21 protein-coding genes are annotated in these 23,138 nt (G+C 70.7%); 10 read left to right on the top strand and 11 right to left on the bottom strand.

Going from position 1 to position 23,138, the window contains the following annotated elements; translation table 11 throughout:
• The first annotated feature begins 21 nt into the window (after nt 1-21).
• From D7Y04_RS08135 to D7Y04_RS08115, 5 genes are all read left to right on the top strand, one after another.
• Nucleotides 22-3,273, top strand: a complete 3,252-nt coding sequence (locus tag D7Y04_RS08135; RefSeq protein WP_121758840.1) for an ATP-binding protein — start codon at nt 22-24, stop codon at nt 3,271-3,273.
• Between the two features lie 207 nt (nt 3,274-3,480).
• Nucleotides 3,481-5,898: a PAS domain-containing protein gene (locus tag D7Y04_RS08130; protein ID WP_158627463.1), complete on the top strand. Its 2,418-nt coding sequence runs from the start codon at nt 3,481-3,483 to the stop codon at nt 5,896-5,898.
• Between the two features lie 27 nt (nt 5,899-5,925).
• Nucleotides 5,926-6,366: a hypothetical protein gene (locus D7Y04_RS08125; protein WP_120599055.1), complete on the top strand. Its 441-nt coding sequence runs from the start codon at nt 5,926-5,928 to the stop codon at nt 6,364-6,366.
• A gap of 2 nt (nt 6,367-6,368) precedes the next feature.
• Nucleotides 6,369-7,193 (top strand): aminotransferase class IV, encoded by an 825-nt coding sequence (locus tag D7Y04_RS08120; protein ID WP_121758838.1) that lies wholly within the window; start codon nt 6,369-6,371, stop codon nt 7,191-7,193.
• An 83-nt stretch (nt 7,194-7,276) separates the two neighbouring features.
• Entirely contained in the window at nt 7,277-7,738 is a 462-nt protein-coding gene (locus D7Y04_RS08115; RefSeq protein ID WP_120599053.1) for a carbonic anhydrase, read from the top strand.
• Here D7Y04_RS08115 and D7Y04_RS08110 read toward each other — a convergent pair whose 3' ends face one another.
• Nucleotides 7,739-8,494, bottom strand: a complete 756-nt coding sequence (locus D7Y04_RS08110) for a DeoR/GlpR family DNA-binding transcription regulator (protein ID WP_233601301.1) — start codon at nt 8,492-8,494, stop codon at nt 7,739-7,741.
• Nucleotides 8,495-8,633: 139 nt separating this feature from the next.
• On the opposite strand from D7Y04_RS08110, the gene D7Y04_RS08105 reads away from it, so the two are divergent.
• A complete protein-coding gene (locus tag D7Y04_RS08105; RefSeq protein WP_121758836.1) occupies nt 8,634-9,818 on the top strand; it encodes an MFS transporter in 1,185 nt (394 codons plus the stop codon).
• Nucleotides 9,819-9,857: 39 nt separating this feature from the next.
• Here D7Y04_RS08105 and D7Y04_RS08100 read toward each other — a convergent pair whose 3' ends face one another.
• Nucleotides 9,858-10,595, bottom strand: a complete 738-nt coding sequence (locus tag D7Y04_RS08100; RefSeq protein ID WP_121758835.1) for a tetratricopeptide repeat protein — start codon at nt 10,593-10,595, stop codon at nt 9,858-9,860.
• 94 nt (nt 10,596-10,689) lie between these two features.
• Between D7Y04_RS08100 and D7Y04_RS08095 the strand changes: the two genes are divergently transcribed.
• Nucleotides 10,690-11,406 carry a hypothetical protein gene (locus D7Y04_RS08095; protein ID WP_121758834.1) on the top strand — a complete coding sequence of 239 codons (717 nt, stop codon included), beginning with the start codon at nt 10,690-10,692 and terminating at the stop codon, nt 11,404-11,406.
• A 38-nt stretch (nt 11,407-11,444) separates the two neighbouring features.
• Complete coding sequence (locus tag D7Y04_RS08090) at nt 11,445-12,272, top strand: alpha/beta hydrolase (RefSeq protein ID WP_121758833.1); 828 nt, start codon at nt 11,445-11,447, stop codon at nt 12,270-12,272.
• Between the two features lie 59 nt (nt 12,273-12,331).
• Here the strand turns inward: D7Y04_RS08090 and D7Y04_RS08085 are convergent, their stop codons facing one another.
• Nucleotides 12,332-13,537 carry a FadR/GntR family transcriptional regulator gene (locus tag D7Y04_RS08085; RefSeq protein ID WP_121758832.1) on the bottom strand — a complete coding sequence of 402 codons (1,206 nt, stop codon included), beginning with the start codon at nt 13,535-13,537 and terminating at the stop codon, nt 12,332-12,334.
• A 633-nt stretch (nt 13,538-14,170) separates the two neighbouring features.
• On the opposite strand from D7Y04_RS08085, the gene D7Y04_RS44380 reads away from it, so the two are divergent.
• On the top strand, nt 14,171-14,326 hold the full coding sequence (locus tag D7Y04_RS44380; RefSeq protein WP_158627462.1) for a hypothetical protein: 156 nt from the start codon (nt 14,171-14,173) through the stop codon (nt 14,324-14,326).
• A gap of 15 nt (nt 14,327-14,341) precedes the next feature.
• Here the strand turns inward: D7Y04_RS44380 and D7Y04_RS08080 are convergent, their stop codons facing one another.
• Nucleotides 14,342-15,226, bottom strand: coding sequence for an SDR family oxidoreductase (locus D7Y04_RS08080; RefSeq protein WP_121758831.1), 885 nt, complete (start codon nt 15,224-15,226; stop codon nt 14,342-14,344).
• A 70-nt stretch (nt 15,227-15,296) separates the two neighbouring features.
• On the opposite strand from D7Y04_RS08080, the gene D7Y04_RS08075 reads away from it, so the two are divergent.
• Nucleotides 15,297-15,968: a TetR/AcrR family transcriptional regulator gene (locus D7Y04_RS08075; RefSeq protein WP_120580940.1), complete on the top strand. Its 672-nt coding sequence runs from the start codon at nt 15,297-15,299 to the stop codon at nt 15,966-15,968.
• A 96-nt stretch (nt 15,969-16,064) separates the two neighbouring features.
• On the opposite strand, the gene D7Y04_RS08070 is transcribed toward D7Y04_RS08075, so the two are convergent.
• The 7 genes from D7Y04_RS08070 to D7Y04_RS08040 all read right to left on the bottom strand — a co-directional run bounded on the left by D7Y04_RS08070 (nt 16,065) and on the right by D7Y04_RS08040 (nt 23,076).
• Nucleotides 16,065-16,868 carry a heme ABC transporter ATP-binding protein gene (locus tag D7Y04_RS08070; RefSeq protein ID WP_120580939.1) on the bottom strand — a complete coding sequence of 268 codons (804 nt, stop codon included), beginning with the start codon at nt 16,866-16,868 and terminating at the stop codon, nt 16,065-16,067.
• Complete coding sequence (locus D7Y04_RS08065; protein ID WP_120597554.1) at nt 16,865-17,950, bottom strand: iron ABC transporter permease; 1,086 nt, start codon at nt 17,948-17,950, stop codon at nt 16,865-16,867. The genes D7Y04_RS08070 and D7Y04_RS08065 overlap by 4 nt, the downstream gene beginning before the upstream one ends.
• Nucleotides 17,947-18,852: a hemin ABC transporter substrate-binding protein gene (locus D7Y04_RS08060; protein ID WP_121758830.1), complete on the bottom strand. Its 906-nt coding sequence runs from the start codon at nt 18,850-18,852 to the stop codon at nt 17,947-17,949. The genes D7Y04_RS08065 and D7Y04_RS08060 overlap by 4 nt, the downstream gene beginning before the upstream one ends.
• Nucleotides 18,849-19,928, bottom strand: a complete 1,080-nt coding sequence (locus D7Y04_RS08055) for a hemin-degrading factor (RefSeq protein ID WP_121758829.1) — start codon at nt 19,926-19,928, stop codon at nt 18,849-18,851. Before D7Y04_RS08055 ends, D7Y04_RS08060 begins: the two co-directional genes overlap by 4 nt.
• Entirely contained in the window at nt 19,928-20,584 is a 657-nt protein-coding gene (locus tag D7Y04_RS08050) for an HmuY family protein (protein ID WP_121758828.1), read from the bottom strand. Before D7Y04_RS08050 ends, D7Y04_RS08055 begins: the two co-directional genes overlap by 1 nt.
• A gap of 31 nt (nt 20,585-20,615) precedes the next feature.
• Complete coding sequence (locus D7Y04_RS08045) at nt 20,616-22,796, bottom strand: TonB-dependent siderophore receptor (RefSeq protein ID WP_121758827.1); 2,181 nt, start codon at nt 22,794-22,796, stop codon at nt 20,616-20,618.
• Between the two features lie 133 nt (nt 22,797-22,929).
• Nucleotides 22,930-23,076, bottom strand: a complete 147-nt coding sequence (locus tag D7Y04_RS08040) for a hypothetical protein (RefSeq protein ID WP_233601300.1) — start codon at nt 23,074-23,076, stop codon at nt 22,930-22,932.
• Nucleotides 23,077-23,138 lie beyond the last annotated feature (62 nt).

Raw genomic sequence — 23,138 nt, 5'->3', positions numbered from 1 at the left:
CCCGTTCGCAGGAGCCTCCCCATGTCCCATGACGCCCGTCTGAAAGCGTTCCTGTCCGATGGCCCCGAGATCTTCAACAGCGTCCAGCAGGGGCAGACGCTGTGGAAGCGGGATCCGTTCGACGTGCCCTCCATCAATGCACCCGCGCGCGCGGCGTTCGAGCGGCTCGTGAAGCGCGCCACCGCGCAGACGCCGCCGGAGGACGGGAGGATCCTCCTCTTGAAGGGGGACTCCGGCAGCGGCAAGACGCACCTGGTGCGAGCCTTCCGCAACAGCGTGCACGAGAGCGGCAAGGGCTACGTCGGCTATCTGCCCATGACCGTCGATGTGACGCACTACGACCGTTACATCCTGTCGGAGGTCATCGACTCGCTGGAGAAGCCGTACGACCACGGACATGTCGAGGACACGGGGTTGATGTTGCTGTCCGAGGCCGTGCTCAAGCGCTGCAAGAACATCTTCGCGGCCCACATCCCGGACGAGGACGTGCTGGAAGACGAGGAGTTGCACGGCAACATCCGCGCGGTCGCGGACGACCTGCACGCGGACCCTGCGTTCCGCAACATCGACGTCAACCTGCTGCGCGCCCTGCTCTGCCTCCAGCGCCGCGAGGCCCGCTTCCACCACCGCATCGTCCAGTGGCTGCGCTGCGAGGAGATGTCACCCGAGGACCGGGCCATCATCGGCAACCTGGTGCCTCGCAACACCGAGGAGTCGCCCAGCCGGATTCTCATCCAGTTGGGTCAGCTCATGGGCATCTTCGGCAAGGCGATGGTCCTCTGCGTCGACCAGGTGGAGGACATGCTCGACTTCGAGCAGAAGCCCCAGATGGAGCCTTCGTTCCGCCGCGCGATGAGCACGCTGGTGGCGCTGGCGGCCCAGGTGCCCTCGGCCATCGTGGTGGTCTGCTGCCTCTCTGACTTCTGGGTCGCGACGCGTTCGCACCTCAACCGCGCGATGCTCGACCGCATCGAGCGCAACCCCGAACCCGTGGACCTGGAGCTCAACGTCACCGCGCAGACGGGGCGCGACATCGCGGCCCGCCGGTTGAAGTCCCTGTACGAACAGCAGGGCATCGTCTTCAACCCGGCCCAGCCCACCTACCCCATTCCGGCCCAGGGCTTCGAGCTGCTGAGCGGACAGCGGACGCGAGACATCCTGAACGCCTGCCACCGCTACCGGGAACAGGCCATCCAGGACGGCAAGCTGCCAGCGGCGTTCCCCCTGCCGGAGAAGAAGCAGCAGACGCCCACGACGGGGGCCACCGTCCTCCCCAAGCCGCCTCCGGCGCCGGACCTGGACCAGGCCTGGACGGACTTCAAGGCCAACTTCAAGACAAGGGTGCCGGAAGGAGACGCGGACATCACCGCGTTGCTCGCCTGGGGCATCAAGGCGAGCGCGGAGGAACTGGGCGACCCCAACCGCTTCAAGGTGAAGACCCGCGATGAAGGGGACTCTCTCGACGTCACGGCCCAGCCCGGCGACGCACAACTGCATGTCGCGCTCTGCAACAACACGCCCAAGGGAGGCTCCCTGGGCAAGCAGATGACCCAGGCCATCAAGACCGCGGCCAGGAAACTCCCCGTGCTGGTGCGCACCACGGAGTTCCCCGGCAGCCTGGGCACGATGGTCGCGGAGCAGACCGCCGTGCTCCAGCGCAAGGGCGGTCGGCGCGCGGTGGTGGCCCCTAGCGACCTGCGGGAGCTGCTCGCGTTGCAGACCTTCCGCAAACAGCAGGTGGAGTCCGTGTTCCTCGGGTGGAGCCGCGTGGCCCATCCGGTGACGCGGCTCCAGGGCATCACGGACCTGCTGGCCCTGGAGAAGCACGCTCCCGCCGCCGTCACGCCTCCTTCGCCCGTGGGGGTCAAGCCCGCCGCCGTGAGTGAATCCGCCGTGTCCGACGGCGAGACCGAGTGGGAGGTGACGCCGGCCAGCCAGATTCTGCCGGTCAAGCCGGACAAGTCCCCCGCCCCTGTCAGCAGGTCGAAGAAGGACGAAGGCCCCAAGGGCCAGATGCGCGTGGGTGTCTCCGAAGGCGTCTTCTCCAACACCGTCTACATCCAGCCGGATGAACTGAAGCAGCACAGCGCCTTCCTCGGAGGGCCCGGCAGCGGCAAGACGACGCTCGCGCTGAACCTGGTCGAGCAGCTGTTGATTCAAGGCATCCCCGCCATCCTCGTGGACCGCAAGGGCGACCTCGCCGCCTACGCGAACGACACAGCGTGGGAGGAGGCATTGGACGACCCGATGATGCTCGAACGCCGCAAGCTGCTGCGGGAGCGCGTGGACGTAGCGCTCTACACGCCGGGCCGCTCGGACGGACGCCCGCTGTCGATTCCGGTGGTGCCCCGAGGGCTCGACAAGCTCTCGCCCGAGGAGCGCGACCAGATCCTCCAACAGGCCGCGGACGCCCTCTCCACCATGCTGGAGTACAGGAGTGGTGCCCGGGACAGGGCCGCGAAGGCCCTGCTGGCCCTGGCGCTGCGGCTGCTGGTGCAGCGTCCGTCCGGCAAGGAGATCACCCTGGACCTCATCCAGCGCTTCGTCGCCGCGCAGGACATGGCGCTCGTCCAGGAGGCGCATGGGCTGGATGACAAGGTCTTCACCAAGCTGGCGCAGGACCTGGCGACGCTGCGACTCAACGCGCAGACCCTGCTCTCCAACAACGGCGAGAAGCTCGACATGAACGAGCTGCTGGGCCTGGGCACCGCGAGGGTGCCGGGCAAGACGCGGCTCACCATCATCAGCACCAAGTTCCTGGGCGGACTGCACAGTTCGCTGTTCTGGGTGTCACAGCTGCTGGTGGAGGCCAATCGCTGGGCCAGCCAGAACCCCTCCCCGAAGCTCCAGGCCGTGCTGCTCTTCGACGAGGCGGACATCTACCTGCCCGCCATGAGCGTCCCCGCCACGAAGCAGCCCATGGAGAACCTGCTCCGGCGGGCGCGTTCGGCTGGCGTTGGCGTGATGCTCGCGACGCAGAGCCCGGGCGACCTGGACTACAAGTGCCGCGACAACGTGCGCGCCTGGTTCGCGGGCCGCGTGAAGGAAGAGGTGGCGCTCAAGAAGCTCAAGCCGATGTTCTCGGAAGCGCGCGTGGACCCCTCGGTGCGGCTGCCTCCACAGAAGACAGGCCAGTTCCACGTCCTGCGTGAAGGCCAGGTGGAACAGCTCAAGGCGGACCGGAACATCATCAAGACGGAGCAACTGTCGGAGGAGGAGATCCTCCAACTGGCGCACCGCTCCGGTGAGCAAGGCATCCGCCACGCGGGGTGAGCCCGGCCTGCGACTCTCGCGAGCAGGACACCTGACGTCCGCCTCACTGGCTCCCCTTCCCCGCGGGCTTCCAGGCCCGCGGGCAGGGGGGCGCTCCCCTTTCGTGGTCGGGACTGGCCCACGAGCGGGGAGTCGTCCTCGCGCGGCTTCGCGCGGCCGCGACTCCCATACTTCCTTCTGGTGATTTTCATGAGGGGGAGTGGAGGAATGGCCGTGCGACAGGGCCACGAACGGACCTCGCTTGAGCGCCCGGCGTCCGAGGCTCCCTCATCCATCCAGGCCCTCGACGCCCTGGAGCGCATCTCGGACGCGGTCTTCGCGCTCGACCGCTCCTGGTGCTTCACCTACCTCAACACGAGCAGCGAGTGGCTGCTGCGCCGCCCGCGTGCGGAGCTCCTCGGGCGCAACGTGTGGGACGAGTTCCCCGAGGCGCGCGGCTCCGTGTTCGAGCAGGAGTACCAACGGGCGGTCACGGAGCAGGTCCATGTCGCGTTCGAGTCCTATTACGAACCCCTCGATGCCTGGCTGGACGTGCGCGCGTACCCCTCCTCGGGAGGCCTCACCGTCAGCTTCCGCGATGTCAGCCCCCGCAAGCGCGCTGAACATGCGCTGCATGCGTCGGAGAAGTTCCTGCGCTCCACGCTCGACTCGCTGTCCACGCACATCGCCATCCTGGATGGCCGGGGTGCCATCATCGCCGTCAACGCCGCGTGGAAGCGCTTCGCGCAAGACAACGGCTGCTCGGACGGAGATGAGCGCTGTGGCGTGGGCGCGAACTACCTGGAGGTGACCGAGAACGCACGGGGCGAGTACGCCGAGGAAGCCGCCGCCGTGGCGCAAGGCATCCGCGACATCCTCGCCGGTCGCAGCGAGTCATTCCTCCTGGACTACCCGTGCCACGAGCCCGCAGGAGGCAAACGGCGCTGGTTCCTGCTGCGCGCCACGCGCTTCGTCGGGTCGGGCCCGCTGCGCGTGGTGATGGCCCACGAGGACGTCACCGCCCGCTACGAAGCCGCCGAGGCACGCAACCGGCTGGCCCGGGAAGAGGCCGCCCGCGAGGAGGCGGAGGCCGCGCGCGAGCGGATGAACGCGGTGCTCGAGCGCATCGCCGACGGCTTCGCCGCGTTCGACCGGGACGGACGCTTCACCTATGTGAACCGGCCCGCGGAGTCCCACTTCGGCCTCAGGCGCGAGGTGCTGCTGGGCCGGCGGCTGGAGGAGGTCTTCTCCGGAGACCACGGCCCGGCCATGGCGGCCCTGGTGCGACGGGCGACGGCGACGCAGCTCCCCGTGGAGGAGGAACAACCCTCGCTCGTGGACAACCGCTGGCTGCGCGTCGTGGCGTACCCGTCCCCGGAGGGACTCTCCGTCTACTTCCGGGACATCACCGAAAAGCGGCGCGTCGAATTGTGGGGCCGCTTCCTCTCCGACATGGGCACCGCCAGCACGCGCTCGCTGGACTGCGGAGAAGTGGTCCGCACCGTGGTGACGCTCGCGGTGCCCACGCTCGCGGACGGCTGCGCCATCTCCACGCGGAGCGGCTGCCTGGATGAGGAGGTCTCCACCGAGGTCGCCGCCGTGACACACGGATTGGCGGACGCGCTGCGAGCGGCGTGCACCCCCGGAGCCGAATCCGCGTTGGCGCGGACCGTGGCGCAGGCGCTGCGCACGGAGTCGGGAGTGCTCCTGCCGGGGCCCTCCGCGGACAGCCCCGGAGTGGAGTCCGCGGTGGCCGTGCCGCTGGCCCTCCAGGACCATTCCCTGGGGGTGATGCTGCTGGTGTCCGCGCACACGGGCCTGCGTTACGGCGTGGAGAGTCTTCCCCTGGTGGAGGAGCTGGCGCGGCGGACCGCGCTGGCGCTGGAGAATGCGCGGCTGTACCGCACCGCGAAGCAGGCCGTCGCCGAGCGCGACGAGACGCTGGGCATCGTCTCCCATGACCTGCGCGCGCCGCTGAACACCATCACCCTCCTGTCCCGCTCCGCGGAGCGCAGCCTGGTCCGGACGCACGAGGAAGCGCATGCCACGGAGGCCCTGCGCAAGGTCCGCCTCGTGGTGGGCAACATGGAGGGGCTCATCGACGACCTGCTGGAGGTGGCGCGCGTGGAGTCGGGGCGCACGATGCTGGACGTGGAGCCGCTGGACGTGCCCCGGCTGCTCCACCAGGTGCAGGCCTTGAATGAGTTGTTGGCGGCGGACAAGGCGCTGCGGCTCGAAGTGGAGTCCGGGCCGGACCTCCCCCAGGTGCGCGCGGACCGGGCGCGCATGGTGCGCGTCTTCCAGAACCTGGTGGGCAACGCCATCCGCTTCACCCCGGCCGGGGGCCACATCCTCCTGAAGGCCGAGCGCCGGGGAGAGCACGTGTGCTTCCGCGTGGTGGACTCGGGGCCGGGCATCGACGCGCAGTCGCTGCCCCACGTGTTCGACCGCTTCTGGCAGGCCATCCACACGCGCAAGGCGGGCGCCGGATTGGGGCTCGCCATCGTCAAGGGGCTGGTGGAGGCCCACGGCGGCCGCGTCTGGGTGGAGAGCCAGCCGGGCCACGGCGCCGCGTTCTTCTTCACGCTACCCGGCATCCCTGCCGCCTCCGCGAGCCTCCAGCTCGGCGACGCAGCCAGCCCGTGACGCCTGGCGCTGGCCTAGAATGCGGCCATGCACCCGCAGCCCGCTTTTCATCTGCCGCCGTGGCTCTTCTTCGTCATGTTCCCGGTGATATTCGTGCTCGTCTCGTACGTCCTCGCCGCGATGGGAGGCTGGCGGCGGCTCGCGCGGGACTACCGTCTGGACAAGGGCGGAGGCTTTCCGTGCAGATCCTTCGTCTCCGGCGAGGTGGGCGGGGTGTCGTACGGCAACTGCCTCACCCTGGGCGGCGACGCGCGGGGGCTCTACCTCGCGGCGTTCTTCCTCTTTCGCCTGGGCCATCCGCCGCTGTGCATTCCCTGGGCGGACGTCCATGACCGCGTTCGCGAGCGGCGATTGTTCCTCTTCTCCTGGGACACCTTCAGCGTGGGACCCGACCGGGTGAAGCTGCGCATCCCGAGCAGCGACACGGCACCGCTCGACAGCTACCTGCCCGCCATCCGCCAGGCCTGATCATGTTCTCCACCGTCTCCGTCGATGGCGTCGTCCAGCGCTGGGAGGACCTGCGCCTGCACGACTTCTCCCAGGGTTTCTTCTTCGGCGCGGGCTTCTTCACCACCTTCCGCATCGACGCCGGACAGCCGAGGTTCCTCGCACGGCACCTGTCCCGCCTGCGAGGAAGCCTGGACGCATTCTCCACGGCGGTGCGCGCTCCGGCGCCCGCGATCCTCCGCGAGGACGCCGTGCGGGAAGCCCTGCGCCGCTGTCTCACCGCGGACGCGGCGATGGGGCCCCGCTTCACCGGCGTGGGCAAGCTCGCTGTCAGCGACGGTCACGTGCTGTGCACCTTCCGGCCCTTCCCCACGGAGCTCGAAGCCCTGCACCGGCAGGGTCGCGAACTGGAAGGCGTGGAGGCCGGGGCCTACCGGCGCGCGGAACGCACGGTGAACCACAAGGGCCTGGCGTACTTCCGCCAGCACGCGCTGCTGCCGTGGATGCCCATCCTCACCAACGAGGCGGCGGAGGTCTGCGAGCTGCCCACCGCCAACCTCTTCGTGCAGCTGGACGGCGCGCTCGTCACCCCGCCGCTGTCCGCGCCGTGCCTGCCGGGCATCGCGCGCGCGGTGCTGCTGGCCATGGCGTCCGTGGACGGCCTGCCGGTGGTGGAGCGCGTGCTGCCGCTCGCGGACCTGTCGCGGGCGCAGGCGTGCTTCTACAGCAACGCGGTGGCGCTGGCCGTGGGCGTTCCCAGGCTGCTGGGCCGGGAGCTTCCCGACAGCCTCCGGCTCGCGGAGCGGGCCCGTGCCGCGCTCGAGGCCCGGGCCATTCGCGAGGGCTGAGTCCGTGTCCCACCCCCACCCCCTGGAGTGCCGCGGGGCACAAGGCGCTTTCGTGGAGGCCGGGAGCCATTAACCTGGGGCGCATGTCCGCACCCTTCGTCTCCCGCGTCCCCTTTGAAACGGTCCACCCGAAGACCCTGGCCGTGTACTGCTCGGACGGGCGCTTCACCGAGGCCGTGGAGGACCTGGCCCGGCACCTGGGTCACCCGCGCATCGACACGCTCACCATTCCTGGCGGCCCCGCGCTCCTCAACCGCTGGGCGTCGGACTACCTGGAGAGCGAGGGCTTCACGAAGGCCGCCCGCTTCCTCATCGAAGGCCATCACATCGAGGACGTGCTGCTGCTGGCGCACGCGGGGTGCGGCTACTACCACGCGAAGCACAGCGCGCTGGGTCCGGACATCGCCGTGGAGCAGCAGCTGAAGGACCTGCACTTCGGCGCGAAGGAGCTCCAGACGGCATACCCGCACCTGCGCATCCACCTCTATTACGTGCGCCCCCACGGGAAGACGATCGAGTTCGAGCCCATCCCCCGCGAGGGATGATCAGCGCTGGACGAGCTCGACGCCCGCGAGCGCGAGCTCCCGTGCGAACCCGGCGGGGGCCGGGGCGTCCGTCACCAGCCGGTCGATGAGGGAGAGCGGTCCGACGACATAGGGAGCCGTCGTGCACAGCTTCTCCCCCGCCGCGACGACGATGACCTCCGTGGCCGCGGCCACCATGGCGCGCTTCACCTCCGCGTCCTCGTGGCTGAACACGCCCAACCCCAGCTCCGGGTGCACGCTCGCGGTCCCGAGCACGCAGAGGTCCGCGCGGAACTTGCGATACCCCTCCACGGTCTCGGGCCCGGCCAGGGAGAGGGAATCCTTCAGCAGCCGCCCTCCGAGCAGGATGACATCCACCAGCGGGTGCTCGGCGAGCACGGAGGCGACGGGAAGGCTGTGCGTGACGACCGTCAGCTTCAGGTCCGCCGGCAGCTGGGACGCGACCGCCGTGGCCGTCGTCCCCGCGTCCAGGAAGATGAGCTGTCCGGGGCGGAGCAGGCCCGCCACGGTGGCGGCGATGGCGCCCTTGGCCGCCACGGACTCCTCCCGCCTTCCCGCGTAGGTGGGCGAGATGGGAGTGCGGGGGACCGCCCCGCCATAGACGCGACGGAGCAGCCCCTCTTCGGCCAGCTCCCGCAAGTCACGGCGGATGGTGTCCTCGGAGACGCTGAACTCCTCGGCCAACGCGGACGCGGCAACACGTTGGTCCCGGGCCAGGAGCTCGAGGATCCGCTTGTGCCGCTCCTGGGTGACCATGCGTCCTGCCTCCATGCCTGATTCGGCGCCGGGATACCGACTCCGGCTCGCTTTATTGCAAACGCGAGCCTGATTCGGCAGATACATGCCGAATCGTGCAGATTTCATTCACGGAAGACAAAGTCCAGGGCGGCAACCCATGAAGCAGCAAGACGTAGGAAGGGCGCTCCTGGCGCTGTCCCTGGGTGGCTTCGGCATCGGGACAACCGAGTTCGCCACCATGGGCATCCTCCCGCAGATCGCGAGCGGGCTGGGGACGACGATTCCCCGGAGCGGGCATGTCATCGCCGCCTATGCGCTGGGCGTGGTCGTGGGAGCGCCGCTGGTCGCCATCGTGACGGCGCGGATGTCGCGTCGGGCGTTGCTGCTGCTGTTGATGGTGGCGTTCACCCTGGGCAACACGGCCTCGGCGCTGGCGCCGACCCTCGACTCGCTCGTCGTGGCCCGGTTCATGGCGGGCCTGCCGCACGGCGCCTACTTCGGGGTGGCCTCCGTCGTGGGAGCCGAGCTGTTGGGAGCCGGGCGCAAGGGACGCGCGGTGGCGTTGATCATGGCCGGACTCACCGTCGCCAACATCATCGGCGTCCCGGTGGCGACGTTCCTGGGGCAGCAGCTGGGCTGGCGGAGCACGTTCCTGCTGGTCGGTGCCATCGGGCTGTTGACGCTCGCAGCCCTGTGGCTGTGGGTGCCGCACGTGGCATCACTGGGAGGAAGCAGCATCCGTCAGGAGTTGTCCGCGCTGAAGCAGCCGCAGGTGTGGTGGACGTCGCTGGTGGGCGCGGTGGGCTTCGGAGGGCTGTTCGCGGTCTACAGCTACATCGCGCCGACGCTGACGTTCGCGTCGGGCTTGCCCGAGTCGGCGCTACCGTGGGTGCTCGCCCTCTTTGGCGTGGGCATGACGGTGGGGGCGATGATGGGAGGCCGTCTGACGGACCATTCGGTGTCGCTCGCGATGTGGGTGGGGTTTGGCGCGACAACGCTGGTGATGGCCCTGTTCGCGCTCACGGCGACGTCGCCCTGGGCGGCTGTCCCGCTCGTGTTCCTCATCGGCATCTCGGCGCAGTTCCTCGCGCCCGCGGTGCAGGTGCGGCTCATGGAGGCTTCGCCCGGTGCGCCTTCGCTGGCCGCCTCGATGTCGCACTCCGCCCTGAACATCGCCAACGCCGCGGGAGCATGGCTGGGCGGCGTGGTCATCGCGGCCGGGTATGGATACCTCGCGCCGGCCTGGGCCGCCGTCGCGCTCACACTGGTCGGAGCTGGGATCTTCGCGGTCTCGAACCGTGTCGGCGGCCGTCCCGCGCCGGCACAAGTCGAGCACGCGTAGCCATCCGAGGCAGCGCGGCCGTCGCGAGGACAGCAGCGCTCAGCGCGTCCCGCCCTCACGGGATGCCGCGTCCTGGAGCCCGCTCCGGAGCGCGTCCAGCAGCGATGGCGGGTCACCCATGCGGAAGGCCTGGAGCCCCGCGTCGAAGTCCGCGCGAGCGCCCGTGACATCGCCACGCTGAAGCCTGAGCACGCCCCGCTCGTGCAGCAGTTCGGGATCCACCGCGTCACCGACCTGGGACGCGAGTGCTTCAGTGAGGTCCGCTTCCGCGGCATCCATCCGCCCCGCGCGGGCGCGGCTCTGGGCCCGCTGCTGGAGCAGCCACGGATTGCCCCGGTCCTCCGCCAGGGCCGCCGTCCAGTCCGCCTCCGCCTCCGTCAACCGCCCCAGCACGCCGAGCGACTCCGCGCGCTTCATGTGCAGCACCAGCGCCTTGCGGAACCCCGCGGCCTCCACCTGCGCGAACTCCTCCACCGCCTCCGCGTGCCTGCCCAGCCGAGCGAGCGTGAGCGCCCGGTGGTAGCGCGTGGCCACGTGGCCAGGTGCCAGCTCAAGCACGCGGTCGAACCAGGGCAGCGCCTCCGACGGCTGGCCGCCCCACACCCCCAGCGTCAGCCCCACCTCCACCAGCACCCGCACCTGCGTCGGATGCGCCTCCGCCAGCGTCCGCGCCAGCGCGAGCGCCGACGTGTAGCGGCCTCCCCGGCGCAGGCGGTCCACCTCGCGCAAGGGCTCGGAGAGCTCCGGGGGCCACGCCTGTCGTCCGTTGCGTTCCATGGGGTGGGGGCGGTCGTCCGCATTTCGCAGGCACGTCCCGGGGTGTCAAGGCGGCGACTTGACCCGGAGGCCCGGTCGCGCGAAGAGCGCTGGCATGAAGCCCTGGGAAACAGTGGAGCGAGCGCAGTTGCCGGATGTGGGCGAGGTCGTGCTCGCCAAGCGGGACGATGAGTACGTGCTGCGCGTGCGCGGCCAGACGTTGATGTCCAGCCGCCAGCATGGCTCTGAGATGGCCATGGCCGACGCCGGCTGCGCGAACTTCGCGGCGGACGCGCCCGCCCGGGTGCTCGTGGGCGGGCTGGGCTTCGGATTCACGGTCCGCGCGGTGCTCGACCGCCTGGGACCGGGTGCCCGCATCGTTGTCGCGGAGCTGATGTCCCCGGTCGTGGAGTGGAACCGGGGTGTGCTCGCGCCGCTGGCGAACGCGCCGCTGGAGGACCCGCGCGTCACCGTGGTGGAGGGTGACGTGGGCAAGGTGATGCGCAGGCAGCAGGGCGCCTTCGACGCCATCCTGCTCGACGTGGACAACGGCCCGAAGGCCCTGACCCACCCGGACAACGACAGCCTCTACGACCTCACCGGCGTATCGCACGCCTTCAACTCCCTGCGCTCCAACGGAACGCTGGTGGTGTGGAGCGCCGGGCCCTCGCCCGCGTACGTGAAGCTGCTGGAAGAGGTGGGCTTCACCGTCAACCTCCTCCACCCCACGGCGCACGGCACCAAGGGGCCGAGGCACACCCTCTTCGTCGCCCGGCGCGTGCCCAAGGCGAAGTCGTCGTCCTCGTCGTCCCGTTCGCCGTCCCGGCGCTGAAGCACCCGAGCATTCATCCCTTCCAGAGGTGGCAGCCCATGCGGTGTGTCCGTCTGTTCCTGCTCGCCGTCGTCCTTGTCAGCGGCGTGGCCCATGCCGCTGAAACGGAGCCGATGCCTCCGCACGCGACGTTCACGCTGCCGTCGAAGAAGCTCCGGGAAACGCGGCGCATCAACGTCTACACGCCACCCGGCTATGACGCGGCGAAGGGCGTGCGCTACCCCGTCCTCTACATGCCCGACGGCGGCGAACAGGAGGACTTCCCGCACGTCGCCACCATGGTGGACACCGCCATCCGCGCTGGGGAGATGCGGCCCGTCATCCTGGTAGGCATCGAGAACACCGAACGGCGCCGGGACATGACCGGCCCCACGCAGGTCGCGAAGGACAAGGAGATCGCCCCACGCGTGGGTGGCTCGGCGGCGTTCCGCGCATTCCTGCGCGACGAGCTGATGCCCCACGTCCGCCGCAAGTACCGCGCCACCGACGAGACGGCCATCATCGGCGAGTCGCTCGCGGGGCTGTTCATCATGGAGACGTTCTTCCTCCAGCCCGGGATGTTCGGCACATCCATCGCGCTGAGCCCCAGCCTCTGGTGGAACAACGAGGAATGGGTACGCAAGGCCGGCGACCAGCTCAAGGCAAGGCCGGGCCTGAAGGCCACGCTGTACATGGCGTCCGCCGGCGACGACGTAGCGGCCGAAGCCGGACGCCTGGCCGAAGCGTTCCGCGCGAACGCGCCCACGGGACTGAAGTGGAAGTACGAACCCCATCCCGACCTGCTCCACGCCAACATCTACCGTTCGCTGGAGGCGAAGGTACTGCGAGAGGCCTTCGCGCCCGCCACCACCAAGGCCGTCCCTTGAGCAGCTAGCCAGACGCAAATCGCCCCAGGAACACCAGAGGACGCAGGGGCTGTCGCCACTCACGAAGCAGGCAGCCCCAGGGTCACGGCAATGAATCGCCAGAGGCGAGCAGCCCACCGGCCCAGGGGCCCCCGGCCACCGTGAAGCGGACCGGTGTCCGTGTGCACCGCCCCCTGAGAGAAACCGCGAGAGCCACTGGGCGAAGTCCCGGGCAAGAGTCGCGCCTCCACGCCCAAGGAGGCAGGACCTGTCCGACAACAGGACACGTTGCCCAAGGCCGCGCTCACCGAATCCCCGGCACACGCCCCACCTGGCTCACAGGGTACGAGCCCGATGGCGGCTGAAGACAGTAGCGGCCCGCTGGTCTGCTCCACGCGGAAGCCGTGCTCCTGGCCGAGCCCCTCACTGCTCTCGACTGCTGGGGCGGGACAGTCAAGGCCACGCTCCTCCACGCCGGGGCATGCTTCCGTTGCATTGACCTGCGCGGCGGCTGACGCAGGGGCAGGGGGGATTTCCTCCTGCGCGCGGTCGTCCTGAGAAGATGGGCGCCCCTGCGAGATTGGGGCGAAGGCGTCCAGCACGTGCTCATCGCGAGCCTTCAGCAGTGCTGGTAGCTCATGCTGAAGTGCCTGCACGTCGCGCTCGCGCAGAATCGCCATCACGCGGAAGGCCCACTCGCGCAGCGCCTCTCCGCCCATGAGCGGCAGCAGTTGGGCGGCTCCTCCCAGGAATGCCCGCTGCAGGGACTGAACGAGGAGCACGTGCCCCGGACGTGCCGCCACCCGCGCCGCATGCCGCAGCAACTCGAATTCCGCCTGCGCGCAGACTTCCCCCGACTCCCAGCGCGCCGCGTCCTGGAGCTGGAAGCACGTGCTCCCCAGCCGGTCCAGGTCGAGGTCCGAGGCCCTCGCGCAGCAGTCGGCCAGAAGCTCCACCAGCACCTGCCGCTTGAGGCTGAAGTAGCCCTCCAGAAGCCACCGGGCATCCGGGTTGCTCGCGTCATGCAGCGCCAGCCCCAGGTTCTCCAGCGTCAGCGATTCATCCAGCGGCACCGCGCGCGTCTTGCGTCCGGGGCGCTGAACCACCAAGCCACGTGCGGCCAGCCGCCGCAGCGCCTCGCGGATGGTTCCCCGGCACACCTCATAGCGGCGCGCCAGCTTCGCTTCGGAGCCGAATTGCCCGCTCGGATGCAGCAGCCCCAGCGCGATATCGCGCTCGATTTGCGCCTCCACATAAGCCACGAGTCCTCGCCGTTCCATCCCCATCCCCCTCCTCGTCCCAGCATCGCCATCCAACCACAGGGGTCTGACATGGACGTGCGGGCCCACCCTCCTCATTGCCAGCCAGGGGGCCACTCTCCGGGCCCGGTCGGAGAAAAACCTGTCCGACTGTCGGACAAGTTCGCGGGCCGCATGCGGCGAATCCCTGTCCGACTGTCGGACAGGTTTTGAGGCAACCGGCCCCGGGCGGGGGCCGCTGTCCGTGCCCCACCATCGGTGCCGCGCACGGCCCACGACCGTGGCCCACCACCGAGGTTGGGGCTTCATGCGGCGCATCCCTGTCCGACTGTCGGACAGGTTTTGAGGCAACCGGCCCCGGGCGGGGGACCTCTGTCCGTGCCCCACCTTCGTGTCCGCGTATCGCCACGACCGCGGCTCACCATCGAGGTGGGGCTTCATGCGGCGCATCCCTGTCCGACTGTCGGACAGGTTTTCGGAAAGCGTGCCCGGTGGGCGGCGCTGTGCTCCTCGCGGAGAACTTCAGGCCGTGGGATTGGCCAACCCCTGTGCAAGTCGCTGCACGTCCGGGCGCAGGAAGGACGGGTGCTGGAGTTCGTGACGGCTGAGGGCGCCATCGACACGGCGCACTGGCTCAACCGGCCTTGATGGCCTTCCGTGGTGGCTTCAGCCCTTCGGAGCTGGCGGGCTTCGTTCGTCTTCACTGGCGAGTGGGTCCCGCGCAGCGAGGCCTTCTTCCAGCTCACCGACGCGCAGCTCGCCTCGGCCCTGGACTCATCCACGCCGCCAGTGCCGAAGCGGCGTCCGGCATCCTGAGCCTGCGCGTCCCCGCTACGGCGCGAGCCGCGTGGTGCCCGTGCCTACCGCCCCTGGAGGCCGCATCATCCCGGCCGCCACGCGCAGGCCCAGCCAGCGCGGCGTGAAGCGCGTCAGGTTCGCCTGCATCCAGTTGCGCCACCCCGGCACCACCGACGCGCGGCCCTGGTCCAGGGCCTTGAGGGCGTGCAGCACCACCTCCTCCGCCGTCGCCATGGGGCCGACCGCAGCCTGCTGGGTGCCCACCACATCGAAGAAGGCCGTCTTCACGGGGCCCGGGCAGAGGGCGAGCACGCGCACGCCGCGCTCGCGCGTCTCCTCCGACAGCGCCTCCGTGAAGGACAACACGAACGCCTTGCTGGCCGCGTAGATGGCCATGTACGGCACCGGCTGGAAGCCCGCGATGGACGCCACGTTGAAGATGCCGCCCACGCCGCGCGCGAGCATGTCCGGCAGGAACAAGTGGCTGGTGTCCGCCAGCAACGTGACGTTGAGCATCACCTGCTCGTGCTGCCGCGCGAACGGCGCCGCGTCGAAGGCCCCGTGCGTGCCGAAGCCCGCGTTGTTCACCAGCAGGTCCACCCGCAGGCCCTTCTCCTGGCAGCCCGCGTACAGCTCGCGGCCCGCGCCCTCGCGGCCCAGGTCCAACGCGATGACCTCCGCCTGGATGTGGTGGACCTCCTTCAGCTCCGCCGCCAGCGCGCGCATCCGGTCCTCGGAGCGGGCCACCAATATGAGGTCCATCCCTCGCGCCGCCAGCTCGCGGGCGAACACCACCCCCAGGCCGGACGACGCGCCCGTCACGAGCGCGCGGCGGCCTGCGTAGGGGAAGGCCTTGCCCCTCGGGGCGGACGGCGAGACAGACGAACGAACAGGGGACTGGGACGAGGTCGTTTGCATGGGGTTAGAATGTGAGCGGTCGCTCACGTTCTCAACTCGCGTGGTGCTCACATTCCCTCGAGGAGGCCTCATGCCCCGCCGTCCCCCTCCCTCCCGTCGCAGGGCGCCCCGCCAGGAGCGGGCGCAGGCCACGGTTGACGCCATCCTCACCGCGACTGCTCGCGTTCTGCTCAGGGACGGCTACGAGGCCGCGAGCACCAACCGCATCGCCCAGGAGGCGGGGGTGAGCGTGGGCTCGCTCTACCAATACTTTCCCAGCAAGGAGGGGCTGGTGACGGCGCTGATGGAGCAGCACCGCGCGCGGTCGCTGGCGGACTTCGAGTCCGGGCTGGTGCCGCTCGCCGGGCAGCCGCTTCCGGTGGCGATGCGCGCCATCATCCGGCAGGTGCTCGCGGTGAAGCGGGAGAACCCTCGCCTGCAGCAGGTGCTTCACGAGCTGATGCCGCGGATGCGGCAGTGGGGCCTGTCGGATGCGTACTCGCAGCGGCTGCACCGGCTGGTGCGTGCGTTCCTCGCGCCCCGCTTCGAGGACCTGCGCCCCCGGAACCTGGACATGGCGGTCTTCATCCTGGTGAACACCGTGGAGGCGCTGTGCCACACGGCGCTGACGGACCGGCCGGACTACGTGGAGGACGATGCGTTCGTGGATGAAATCGCCGCGCTCGCGGTCGGCTACCTGCGTCCGGAGCCGGCCCAGGCGCGTCCAAGGCGCGCGACACGGGAGCGCGTGGCCCGCGTGTGAAGGGCACAACGTCCTTCCGCGAGGAGGGTCCAACGCGTGGCCTTGGAGGGGCGTTCTCGCGCGTGGACACCCTCCTCGCGGGAGGAAGGCCGTGTGTCAGGGCGGCGCGGGTGCGCGGCCCAGGGGAATCACCAGCGGCCCGGGCAGGTCCGGCCGCGACACCACCTCCACCTGCAACCCGAAGGTGCCCGCGATGAGGCCTGGCGTCAGCACGCCCGAAGGCGTGCCCGTCTCCACGCACCGGCCCTGGTCCAACACCGCGATGCGGTCCGCGTACCGCGCGGCCAGGTTCAGGTCATGCAACACCGCGAGCACCGCGCCGCCGTCCTGCGCGAAGGCGCGGGCACGCTCCAGCACCAGGTGCTGGTGGGACAGGTCCAGGCTCGCCGTCGGCTCGTCCAGCAGCAGGTAACGGTGGCCGTGCGCGGGCGGCGTCCACAGCTGGGCCAGCACGCGGGCCAGTTGCACGCGTTGCCGCTCGCCACCGGAGAGCGTGGTGTACGCGCGCGACGCCAGGTGCTGCGTGTCCGTGGCATCCAGCGCCGCGCGGGCGATGTCCAGGTCGGACGCGTCACCGCCACGCCGGGCATGCGGGCTGCGGCCCAAGGCCGCCACTTCCAGCGAGGTGAAGCCGAAGCCCAGTGAGGACTCCTGCGGCAGCACGCCCAGCCGCTGCGCTCGCTCCAGGTAGGGCCACTGATGCAGCGCTCGGCCCTCCAGGTACACGTCGCCCGTCTTGCAGCGCAGCTCGCCCGACAGCGCCGCGACCAGGGACGACTTGCCCGCGCCATTGGGGCCCACCACGGCCAACACCTCGCCGGGCTGGACCTCCAGCGACAGTGGGCCGGCCACCCTGCCCCGCCCGCGCCACACCTCGATGCCGCGAGCTTCCAGGCTCATGCCGCCCCCTTGCGCGCGAGCAGCCCGATGAAGGCGGGCACGCCCAGCACCGATGTGAGCGCGCCCACCGGCAGCTCCGACGGGGAGGACAGCGTGCGCGCGAGCAGGTCCGCCGCGAGCAGCAGCGAAGCCCCCGACAGCGCTGACGCGGCCAGCAGCCTGCGGTGGTCCGGACCGAGCGCGATGCGCAGCAGCGCCGGCACCAGCAGGCCCACGAAGCCAATCATCCCGCAGAACGACACCGCGGCTCCCACGCCCAGCGCGGCGGCAAGGATGAGCTTGCGCTTGAGCCGCTCCACGTCCACGCCCAGGTGCCACGCCTCACGCTCGCCCAGGAGCATCAGGTTGAGCGCCCGGGCCTCGCTCAAGAGCAAACCCAGCGTCACGACCAGCGGAATCGCCGCGGCGCCCACGGTCTCCCACGACGCGCCGCCCAGGCTGCCCAGGCTCCAGAAGGTGATGGTGCGCAGCTGCGCGTCCGACGCGGCGTGCGTGAGCAGGCCCATGCCCGCGAACGCGCCCGCGCTCACCGCCACGCCCGCCAGCAGCACGCGCGGCGTGTCCGTACGCCCACCTCCCGTGCCCAGCCGCAGGGCGAGCACCGTCGCCGCCAGCGCGCCCAGGAAGGCCGCCCCCGGCACCACCAGCATCCGGAGGGGCCCCACGTGCGCGGCCAGCGTCACGTCCAGCACGATGGCCAGCACCGCGCCCAGCGCCGCCCCGCTGGAGGTGCCCAGCAGGCCGGGCTCCACCAGCGGATTGCGGAAGAGGGCCTGGAGCGCGGCGCCCGTCGTCGCCAGCACCCCGCCCACCATCACGGCCATCAGCACGCGCGGCAGGCGCAAGGTGAACAGCACCGCGCGCTGCATGGAGTCCATCCGGTGGGAGGCCTCGCCCAGGCCCAGCGCCTCCCAGAGACTTCCGAGGATGGCGGACGGCGGCACCGTCATGGAGCCCACCGCCAGCGACACCAGGACCATCAACGCCAGCAGCAGTCCCAGCGTCACCCAGGGCCCCGCGCCCAGCAGCCGTGAAGGCACCGGACGGGACGCGGGCACGGGCATGGCCTCCGAGGCGCTCATTTGCCGCTGCCCTTCGCCGGAGCCTGGGCCGGAGCCGAGGCCGAAGCTGGGGCCAACGCGTCCTGCACGCGGGCGACCGCCTGGCCCAGGTTGGGCCCCAGGCCCATGAAGTCCACGTCCTCCACGGTGACGAGCTTCCAGCCCTTCACCTGCGACAGCCCGGGCAGCTTCGCCAGCCCCTCCGCGCCGCCCACGGACGGCACCGAGCTCGCGGGCAGCAGAACGAATTCCGGCGCCGCCGCCACCACGGCCTCCGCGCCCAGCGGCTTGTAGCCCGGCAGCGAGTCCGCCGCGTTCATCCCGCCCGTCAGGCGGATGAGCGTGTCCGCCACGGTGCCCGAGCCCGCCACCATCATCGTGCCCGCGCCACGCGCGTAGATGGCGAGGATGCGCGGCGGCTTCGTGCCCTTCACCTGCGTCGCGCGGTCCGCCGCCTTCTTCAGGTCCGCGTCCAGCTTCGCCACCAGCGCCTTGCCCTGCTCCGGCGTGCCCAGCCGCTCCGCGATGCCCTGGATGCGAGCGCGCGCGCCCTCCACCGTGGGCTCGTTGGCGAACGTCTCCACCTTCATGCCCGCCTGCTTGAGCTGCTCCAGCACCGGCGGAGGCCCGGCCTCCGCGGAGCCCAGCAGCAGGCCCGCGCCCAGCGACAGCACGCCTTCCGCGGACAGCGCGCGCTGGTAGCCCACCGTGCGCACCTTGGATGCCTCCGGCAACGCCGCGCTGGAGTCGTCCACGCCCACCACCCGGTCGCCCGCGCCCAGCGCGAACACCGTCTGAGTGATGGCGGGTCCAATGGTGATGAGCTTCGGCGCCGGTGCGGGCTTGGGTGCGGGAGGCGCCGCGTGCGCCGCCAGCGCGAACAGGGCCGTGGCGAGGCCCCACCTCCAGGCCGTCCGCCTCATGACGCCACCTCCACCGCGGGCAGCGTCCGGACCAGTTCCTCCATCAACGTCCGCCACGCGGGGGACTCCAGCTCGCCCGGCTTCCGCTTGCCGAACAGCAGCGCGATGTTCTCTCCCGCCTTGTCGAACAGCTCCAGCGAGGTGACGTCACCGTCGCGCGTGGGCTTGCGCACCACCCAGGCGGTGTGGACGTGGTCCGCGCGGACGTGCAGGTTGAAGCCCGGGTCCATCACGTTCATCCACGGCCCCATGGGCCGCACCGTGCGCACCGGGCCGGTGTGGATTTGAATCGCGCCCGGGTTGCCCACGAACACCATGATGGGCAGCTCGCTCGCCGCGGCGCGCTCCAGCGTCCAGCCCAGCGAGTCCGGCGTCACCGGCTTCGCGAACTCCGTCCCCGCGAGCCTCAGCGCCTGCGTGCGCGCCACCTTGAACTTGCCGAGCAGCGCGAAGAACTCGTGCGTGTCCTGAAGCGCGCGCCAGCCGGCCTTGAGCCCCAGCGCGTCGATCTCCGAATCCGGCCGCGGCTCGGCGGGAGGAGACACCGGCACCACGTCCAGCACGTGGCGCTGGTCCTCGTGCTGGAGCTCGCGCACCAGCCCCTCGAAGGCGGCGACGTTCGCGTCGTCCTGGAGGTAGATTTTGTGCACCGCCGTGCCGGCGGCGTCGAACACCTGGAAGCTGCGGCGCACCGTGCCGGAGAGGTCCTCGCGCAGCGCGAAGACGAAGCACCAGCGCGACAGGAACAGCCGCAGGTCGATGTCCTCGTCCAGCACCAGCGCCCGGGCGCCGTGCAGCTCCACCTTGCGGTAGATGCCCTTCTTCTCGTGCACCGCGGACGCGTTGCGCGTGAGCGCCATCACCCGGCCCAGCGACTCCAGGCGGGGCAGCAGCACGTCCAGGCGCGGCTCCAGCCGCACCAGCTCGCCGTTCAAGCCGGTGGCGAGCAACTCCGCCTCGCTCACGCCAAGCTTGTCCGCCGCGTCGCGGATGCGCATGCGCGGCTCGGACTCACGCAGGGCCACCCAGCGCTCTCGCAGCGCGGCGAGCGGGCTCCCCTCCTCCGTGCGGCCCATCACGGCTGCCCCCCGGCCGGCGCGGCCACCTGCGCCCAGAGCAGCTTCATCATCGCGGGCGTGCCGGCGGCGTCGTAGTACGACTGCACCTGCACCTTGAAGTACGTCCCGGAATCCGAGCGCACGACATAGAGCTGCTCACGCGGCGAGAGCGTGTGGGTCGGCAGGTCGTAGACGTACCAGCCGTCCCCCAGGTTGAAGACGGTGTCCGGGCTGTCGCCGGTGTCCGGGCCGTCCGCCGCGTCCGTCATGTAGCCGGACGCGGGCGCCTGGGTGAGCGCCGCGAACGTCGTGCCCGGCACGATGGCCACCTGCACATTGCCCGTGCCGCTGACGCCGCCGCGCGCCTTCACCGTGTAGCGCTGGAAGGCCAGGTCCCAGACCGCGTCCTCGGTCGCGCTCACCTGCTTGCCCGTGTCCAGATCCACGCCCACCCACGCTTCCGCGTTGGTCGCGTCGACGACGGAGGTGAATGACCCGTCGCCGTTGTCGTGGTGCTTCAGGTTCGCGCCGTCCTGCGGCGTGACGACGGGGTTCTCGTCCTCAGGCCCTGGCGTGGGCTGGAGGTCGTCACCGCATGCGGTGCCCAGACCCGCGATGAGCAGCGCCGCGCAGGCGCGGCCCAGGAAGCCGGGACGGAAGGGAATGAGGAACATGCGGACTCCTTCAGTGTGCAGGTGTGAAGAATCAGAACCGGGTGGAGACACCGGCCTGGAGGGTGCGGGGTGGGATGGGCAGGTCCGTCGGATTGCCCGCACCGGTGAGGTTGCTGCCCACTACGAAAAGCTGGAGCCCGCCCGCTGGCATCAGCCAGGCGACTCGGGCATCCAGGGAGACGGTGGGGCTGGCACGGTAGGAATCCGCCACACCGTCTCCGTTGGTATCGGGATAGAAAGGACGCTCGCCCGTGAGCGCGCCGCGCAGGTTGGCCTCCAGGCCCCACTCGCGGTGGCGCCACGTGGCCTGCGCGGTGAGCCGGTGCCGCGCCTGACCTTCCAGCGCGCGGTCCAGTTCCTGGTCGGTGCCGTCGGTGAGCGTGTAGCCCAGCTCCACCTGGATACGGCCGGGCAGCGTCTGGCGCAGGCCCAGCTCGCCGCCGCGCACACGCGCCCGAGCGATGTTGATGTACGAGTAGCGCAGGAAGTCGCCCTCGGACTGCAGCGACGCGGAAATCATGTCGCGCAGCGAGTGCTGGAACAGGCCCACCCACACCACGGAGTCGCGCGTGGGGCGCGTCTCCACGTTGAAGCTGAAGCTGCGCGAGCGCTCCGGCTTCAGGTCCGGGTTGCCGCGCACGGTGTAACCCACGGAGGGGTTCTCGAAGTCGATGAGCAGGTCCTGGAAGCTGGGCGCGCGGTAGCCCCAGCCGTAGCTGCCGCGCACGGTGAGCCACGACAGGGGGTCCATCTTCAGCGCGAAGCGGGGCGTGAGCGCGAGCCCGAACTGCGAATCCACATCCACCCGTCCGCCGCGCATCGCCACCAGCCCCTTGCGCTCCCACAGCGTCCAGCTGTCCTGCGCGTACAGGGAGCCACGGCCGCGCCGGCCGCGTCCGCCGTCCAGCCGGTCCGACTGCAGCCATTCACCCAGGTACTCGGTGCCGATGACCAGCGCGTGGCCGCCGCCGGGACGCGCGTCCATCTGCGCACCCACGCGGGCCTGCTGGTCGCGCGTGTCCTCCACGGTGTCCAGCGCGGAGGCGTTGCGCTGGTCGCGCAGGTAGCGCCGCTCGTAGTGCCCATAGGACACGTCCGCGCGCAGGTTCACCTTCTCCCCCAGCCGCCAGGACGGGGACAGGCGCGAGGCGAAGGTGTTGTCGCGAGTGGCCCGGTCGAACACCGCTCCCGCGGCGCCCTGGTCCACGCCGCGCTGGATGCGGTGTGAATAGGAAGCGGTGCCCTCCAGCGACATCGCCTCCGAGCCACGCCAGTCACCGCGCGCGGACAGGTCGTAGCCACTCAGCGTGCTGCCCGTGGTGCCGATGTCCGTGGTGTCCAGGTCGTAGGCGTCGCGCCGCTGGAGTCCGGCGCTCATGCGCAGGCCCCACGCGTCGCCGCGCGTCTCACCGGTGGCGTCCAGGTCCAGACGCCCGAGCGTGCCGTACGCGGCGCGCAGGTCCGCGCCCAGGGTGCGCTGCGCTCGGCGGGTGATGAAGTTCACCACGCCCGCCACCGCGTCGCTGCCGTAGAGCACGGACCCGGGGCCCTTCACGATTTCGACCTGCTCGATGTCCTCCAGCGACAGGCGCGACAGGTCGATGTTGCCGTCCACCTTGCCGGTGACGCGCTCGCCGTCCACCAGCACCAGCACGTACTCCGGGGCCAGGCCCTGCATGGACAGCCCGGAGCCCGAGAAGCCCTGCTGCACCACGAAGCCCGGGCGCGCGTTCAACAACTCCGACGCGTCTCGCGCGCCGCTGGCGACAATCTCCGAACGGGTGATGACCTCGGTGGCCACCGGCGTCTCGCGCAGACGCTCCTGCGTGCGAGAGCTCGTCACCACCGTCTGGAGCGCGGGAGGCTCCTCCACCGGAGGCGTGGCCTCCACCGCCTGAACGGGCTTCGCGGGCACGGCCTCCGCGGACACGGAGGCAGCGCCCTGCTCCGACGAGGCCGCAGGCTCCGATGACGTGGCGGCCTCCGCGGACACGGAGGCAGCGCCCTGCTCCGACGAGGCCGCGGGCTCCGCTGACGTGGCGGCCTCCGCGGCTGGCGCGGACTCCTGCCCCGGCGTCTCCGGCGCGGGCTCCGCGTCAGATGGCGACGCGGACTGCGCCACGCCTCCGTTCGCGGACGACGCGGACTCCGCCCTGGCCAGGCCGGACACGGCACTCCACAGCAGCGCGCACAGCCACCAACGCCCGGACATCCTACGTCCTCCCGGCACGAAAGCCGGGGGCCTCCGCTCACGGGAAGCCTGTCGGGCGCTGGGCTCAAGGGCCTCGGGCCTCAGGAAACACACTGCCGCGAGCCCCTCAGGAGGCCCGTTCCGTCAAAGCGTCTCAGCCGCCATTGCCTCGGGGAGCACCGCCGCCCCGTGGCTCCGCCGACGAACCCGGCTCCAGCGGCACCACCTGCGTCCGGTGACACCGGCGGCACTTCAACTCCACGCCGCCCGGCACCAGTCGCGCCAGCAGGCTGCCGCACATGCAGCGCAGCTCTCCGGCACTTCCCTGTGGCCCGCATCCCTCGTGCATCGCGGCTCCCTGCG

The organism is Corallococcus sp. AB038B (assembly GCF_003668955.1).
GTDB lineage: Bacteria > Myxococcota > Myxococcia > Myxococcales > Myxococcaceae > Corallococcus > Corallococcus exiguus.
The sequence above is the reverse complement of the archived record's forward strand: the minus strand, read 5'-3'. Positions and strand labels throughout refer to the sequence as shown.

Coding starts and splice junctions, on each gene's coding strand:
- D7Y04_RS08075 (WP_120580940.1), top strand. CDS start 15,297: ATGCCCCGCCGTCCCCCTCCCTCCCGTCGCAGGGCGCCCCGCCAGGAG.
- D7Y04_RS08110 (WP_233601301.1), bottom strand. CDS start 8,494: ATGGTCACCCAGGAGCGGCACAAGCGGATCCTCGAGCTCCTGGCCCGG.
- D7Y04_RS08050 (WP_121758828.1), bottom strand. CDS start 20,584: ATGTTCCTCATTCCCTTCCGTCCCGGCTTCCTGGGCCGCGCCTGCGCG.
- D7Y04_RS08040 (WP_233601300.1), bottom strand. CDS start 23,076: ATGTGCGGCAGCCTGCTGGCGCGACTGGTGCCGGGCGGCGTGGAGTTG.
- D7Y04_RS08125 (WP_120599055.1), top strand. CDS start 5,926: ATGCACCCGCAGCCCGCTTTTCATCTGCCGCCGTGGCTCTTCTTCGTC.
- D7Y04_RS08095 (WP_121758834.1), top strand. CDS start 10,690: ATGAAGCCCTGGGAAACAGTGGAGCGAGCGCAGTTGCCGGATGTGGGC.
- D7Y04_RS08105 (WP_121758836.1), top strand. CDS start 8,634: ATGAAGCAGCAAGACGTAGGAAGGGCGCTCCTGGCGCTGTCCCTGGGT.
- D7Y04_RS08130 (WP_158627463.1), top strand. CDS start 3,481: ATGGCCGTGCGACAGGGCCACGAACGGACCTCGCTTGAGCGCCCGGCG.
- D7Y04_RS08080 (WP_121758831.1), bottom strand. CDS start 15,226: ATGCAAACGACCTCGTCCCAGTCCCCTGTTCGTTCGTCTGTCTCGCCG.
- D7Y04_RS08060 (WP_121758830.1), bottom strand. CDS start 18,852: ATGAGGCGGACGGCCTGGAGGTGGGGCCTCGCCACGGCCCTGTTCGCG.
- D7Y04_RS08090 (WP_121758833.1), top strand. CDS start 11,445: ATGCGGTGTGTCCGTCTGTTCCTGCTCGCCGTCGTCCTTGTCAGCGGC.
- D7Y04_RS08115 (WP_120599053.1), top strand. CDS start 7,277: ATGTCCGCACCCTTCGTCTCCCGCGTCCCCTTTGAAACGGTCCACCCG.
- D7Y04_RS08135 (WP_121758840.1), top strand. CDS start 22: ATGTCCCATGACGCCCGTCTGAAAGCGTTCCTGTCCGATGGCCCCGAG.
- D7Y04_RS08120 (WP_121758838.1), top strand. CDS start 6,369: ATGTTCTCCACCGTCTCCGTCGATGGCGTCGTCCAGCGCTGGGAGGAC.
- D7Y04_RS08100 (WP_121758835.1), bottom strand. CDS start 10,595: ATGGAACGCAACGGACGACAGGCGTGGCCCCCGGAGCTCTCCGAGCCC.
- D7Y04_RS08045 (WP_121758827.1), bottom strand. CDS start 22,796: ATGTCCGGGCGTTGGTGGCTGTGCGCGCTGCTGTGGAGTGCCGTGTCC.
- D7Y04_RS08070 (WP_120580939.1), bottom strand. CDS start 16,868: ATGAGCCTGGAAGCTCGCGGCATCGAGGTGTGGCGCGGGCGGGGCAGG.
- D7Y04_RS08055 (WP_121758829.1), bottom strand. CDS start 19,928: ATGGGCCGCACGGAGGAGGGGAGCCCGCTCGCCGCGCTGCGAGAGCGC.
- D7Y04_RS08065 (WP_120597554.1), bottom strand. CDS start 17,950: ATGAGCGCCTCGGAGGCCATGCCCGTGCCCGCGTCCCGTCCGGTGCCT.
- D7Y04_RS08085 (WP_121758832.1), bottom strand. CDS start 13,537: ATGGGGATGGAACGGCGAGGACTCGTGGCTTATGTGGAGGCGCAAATC.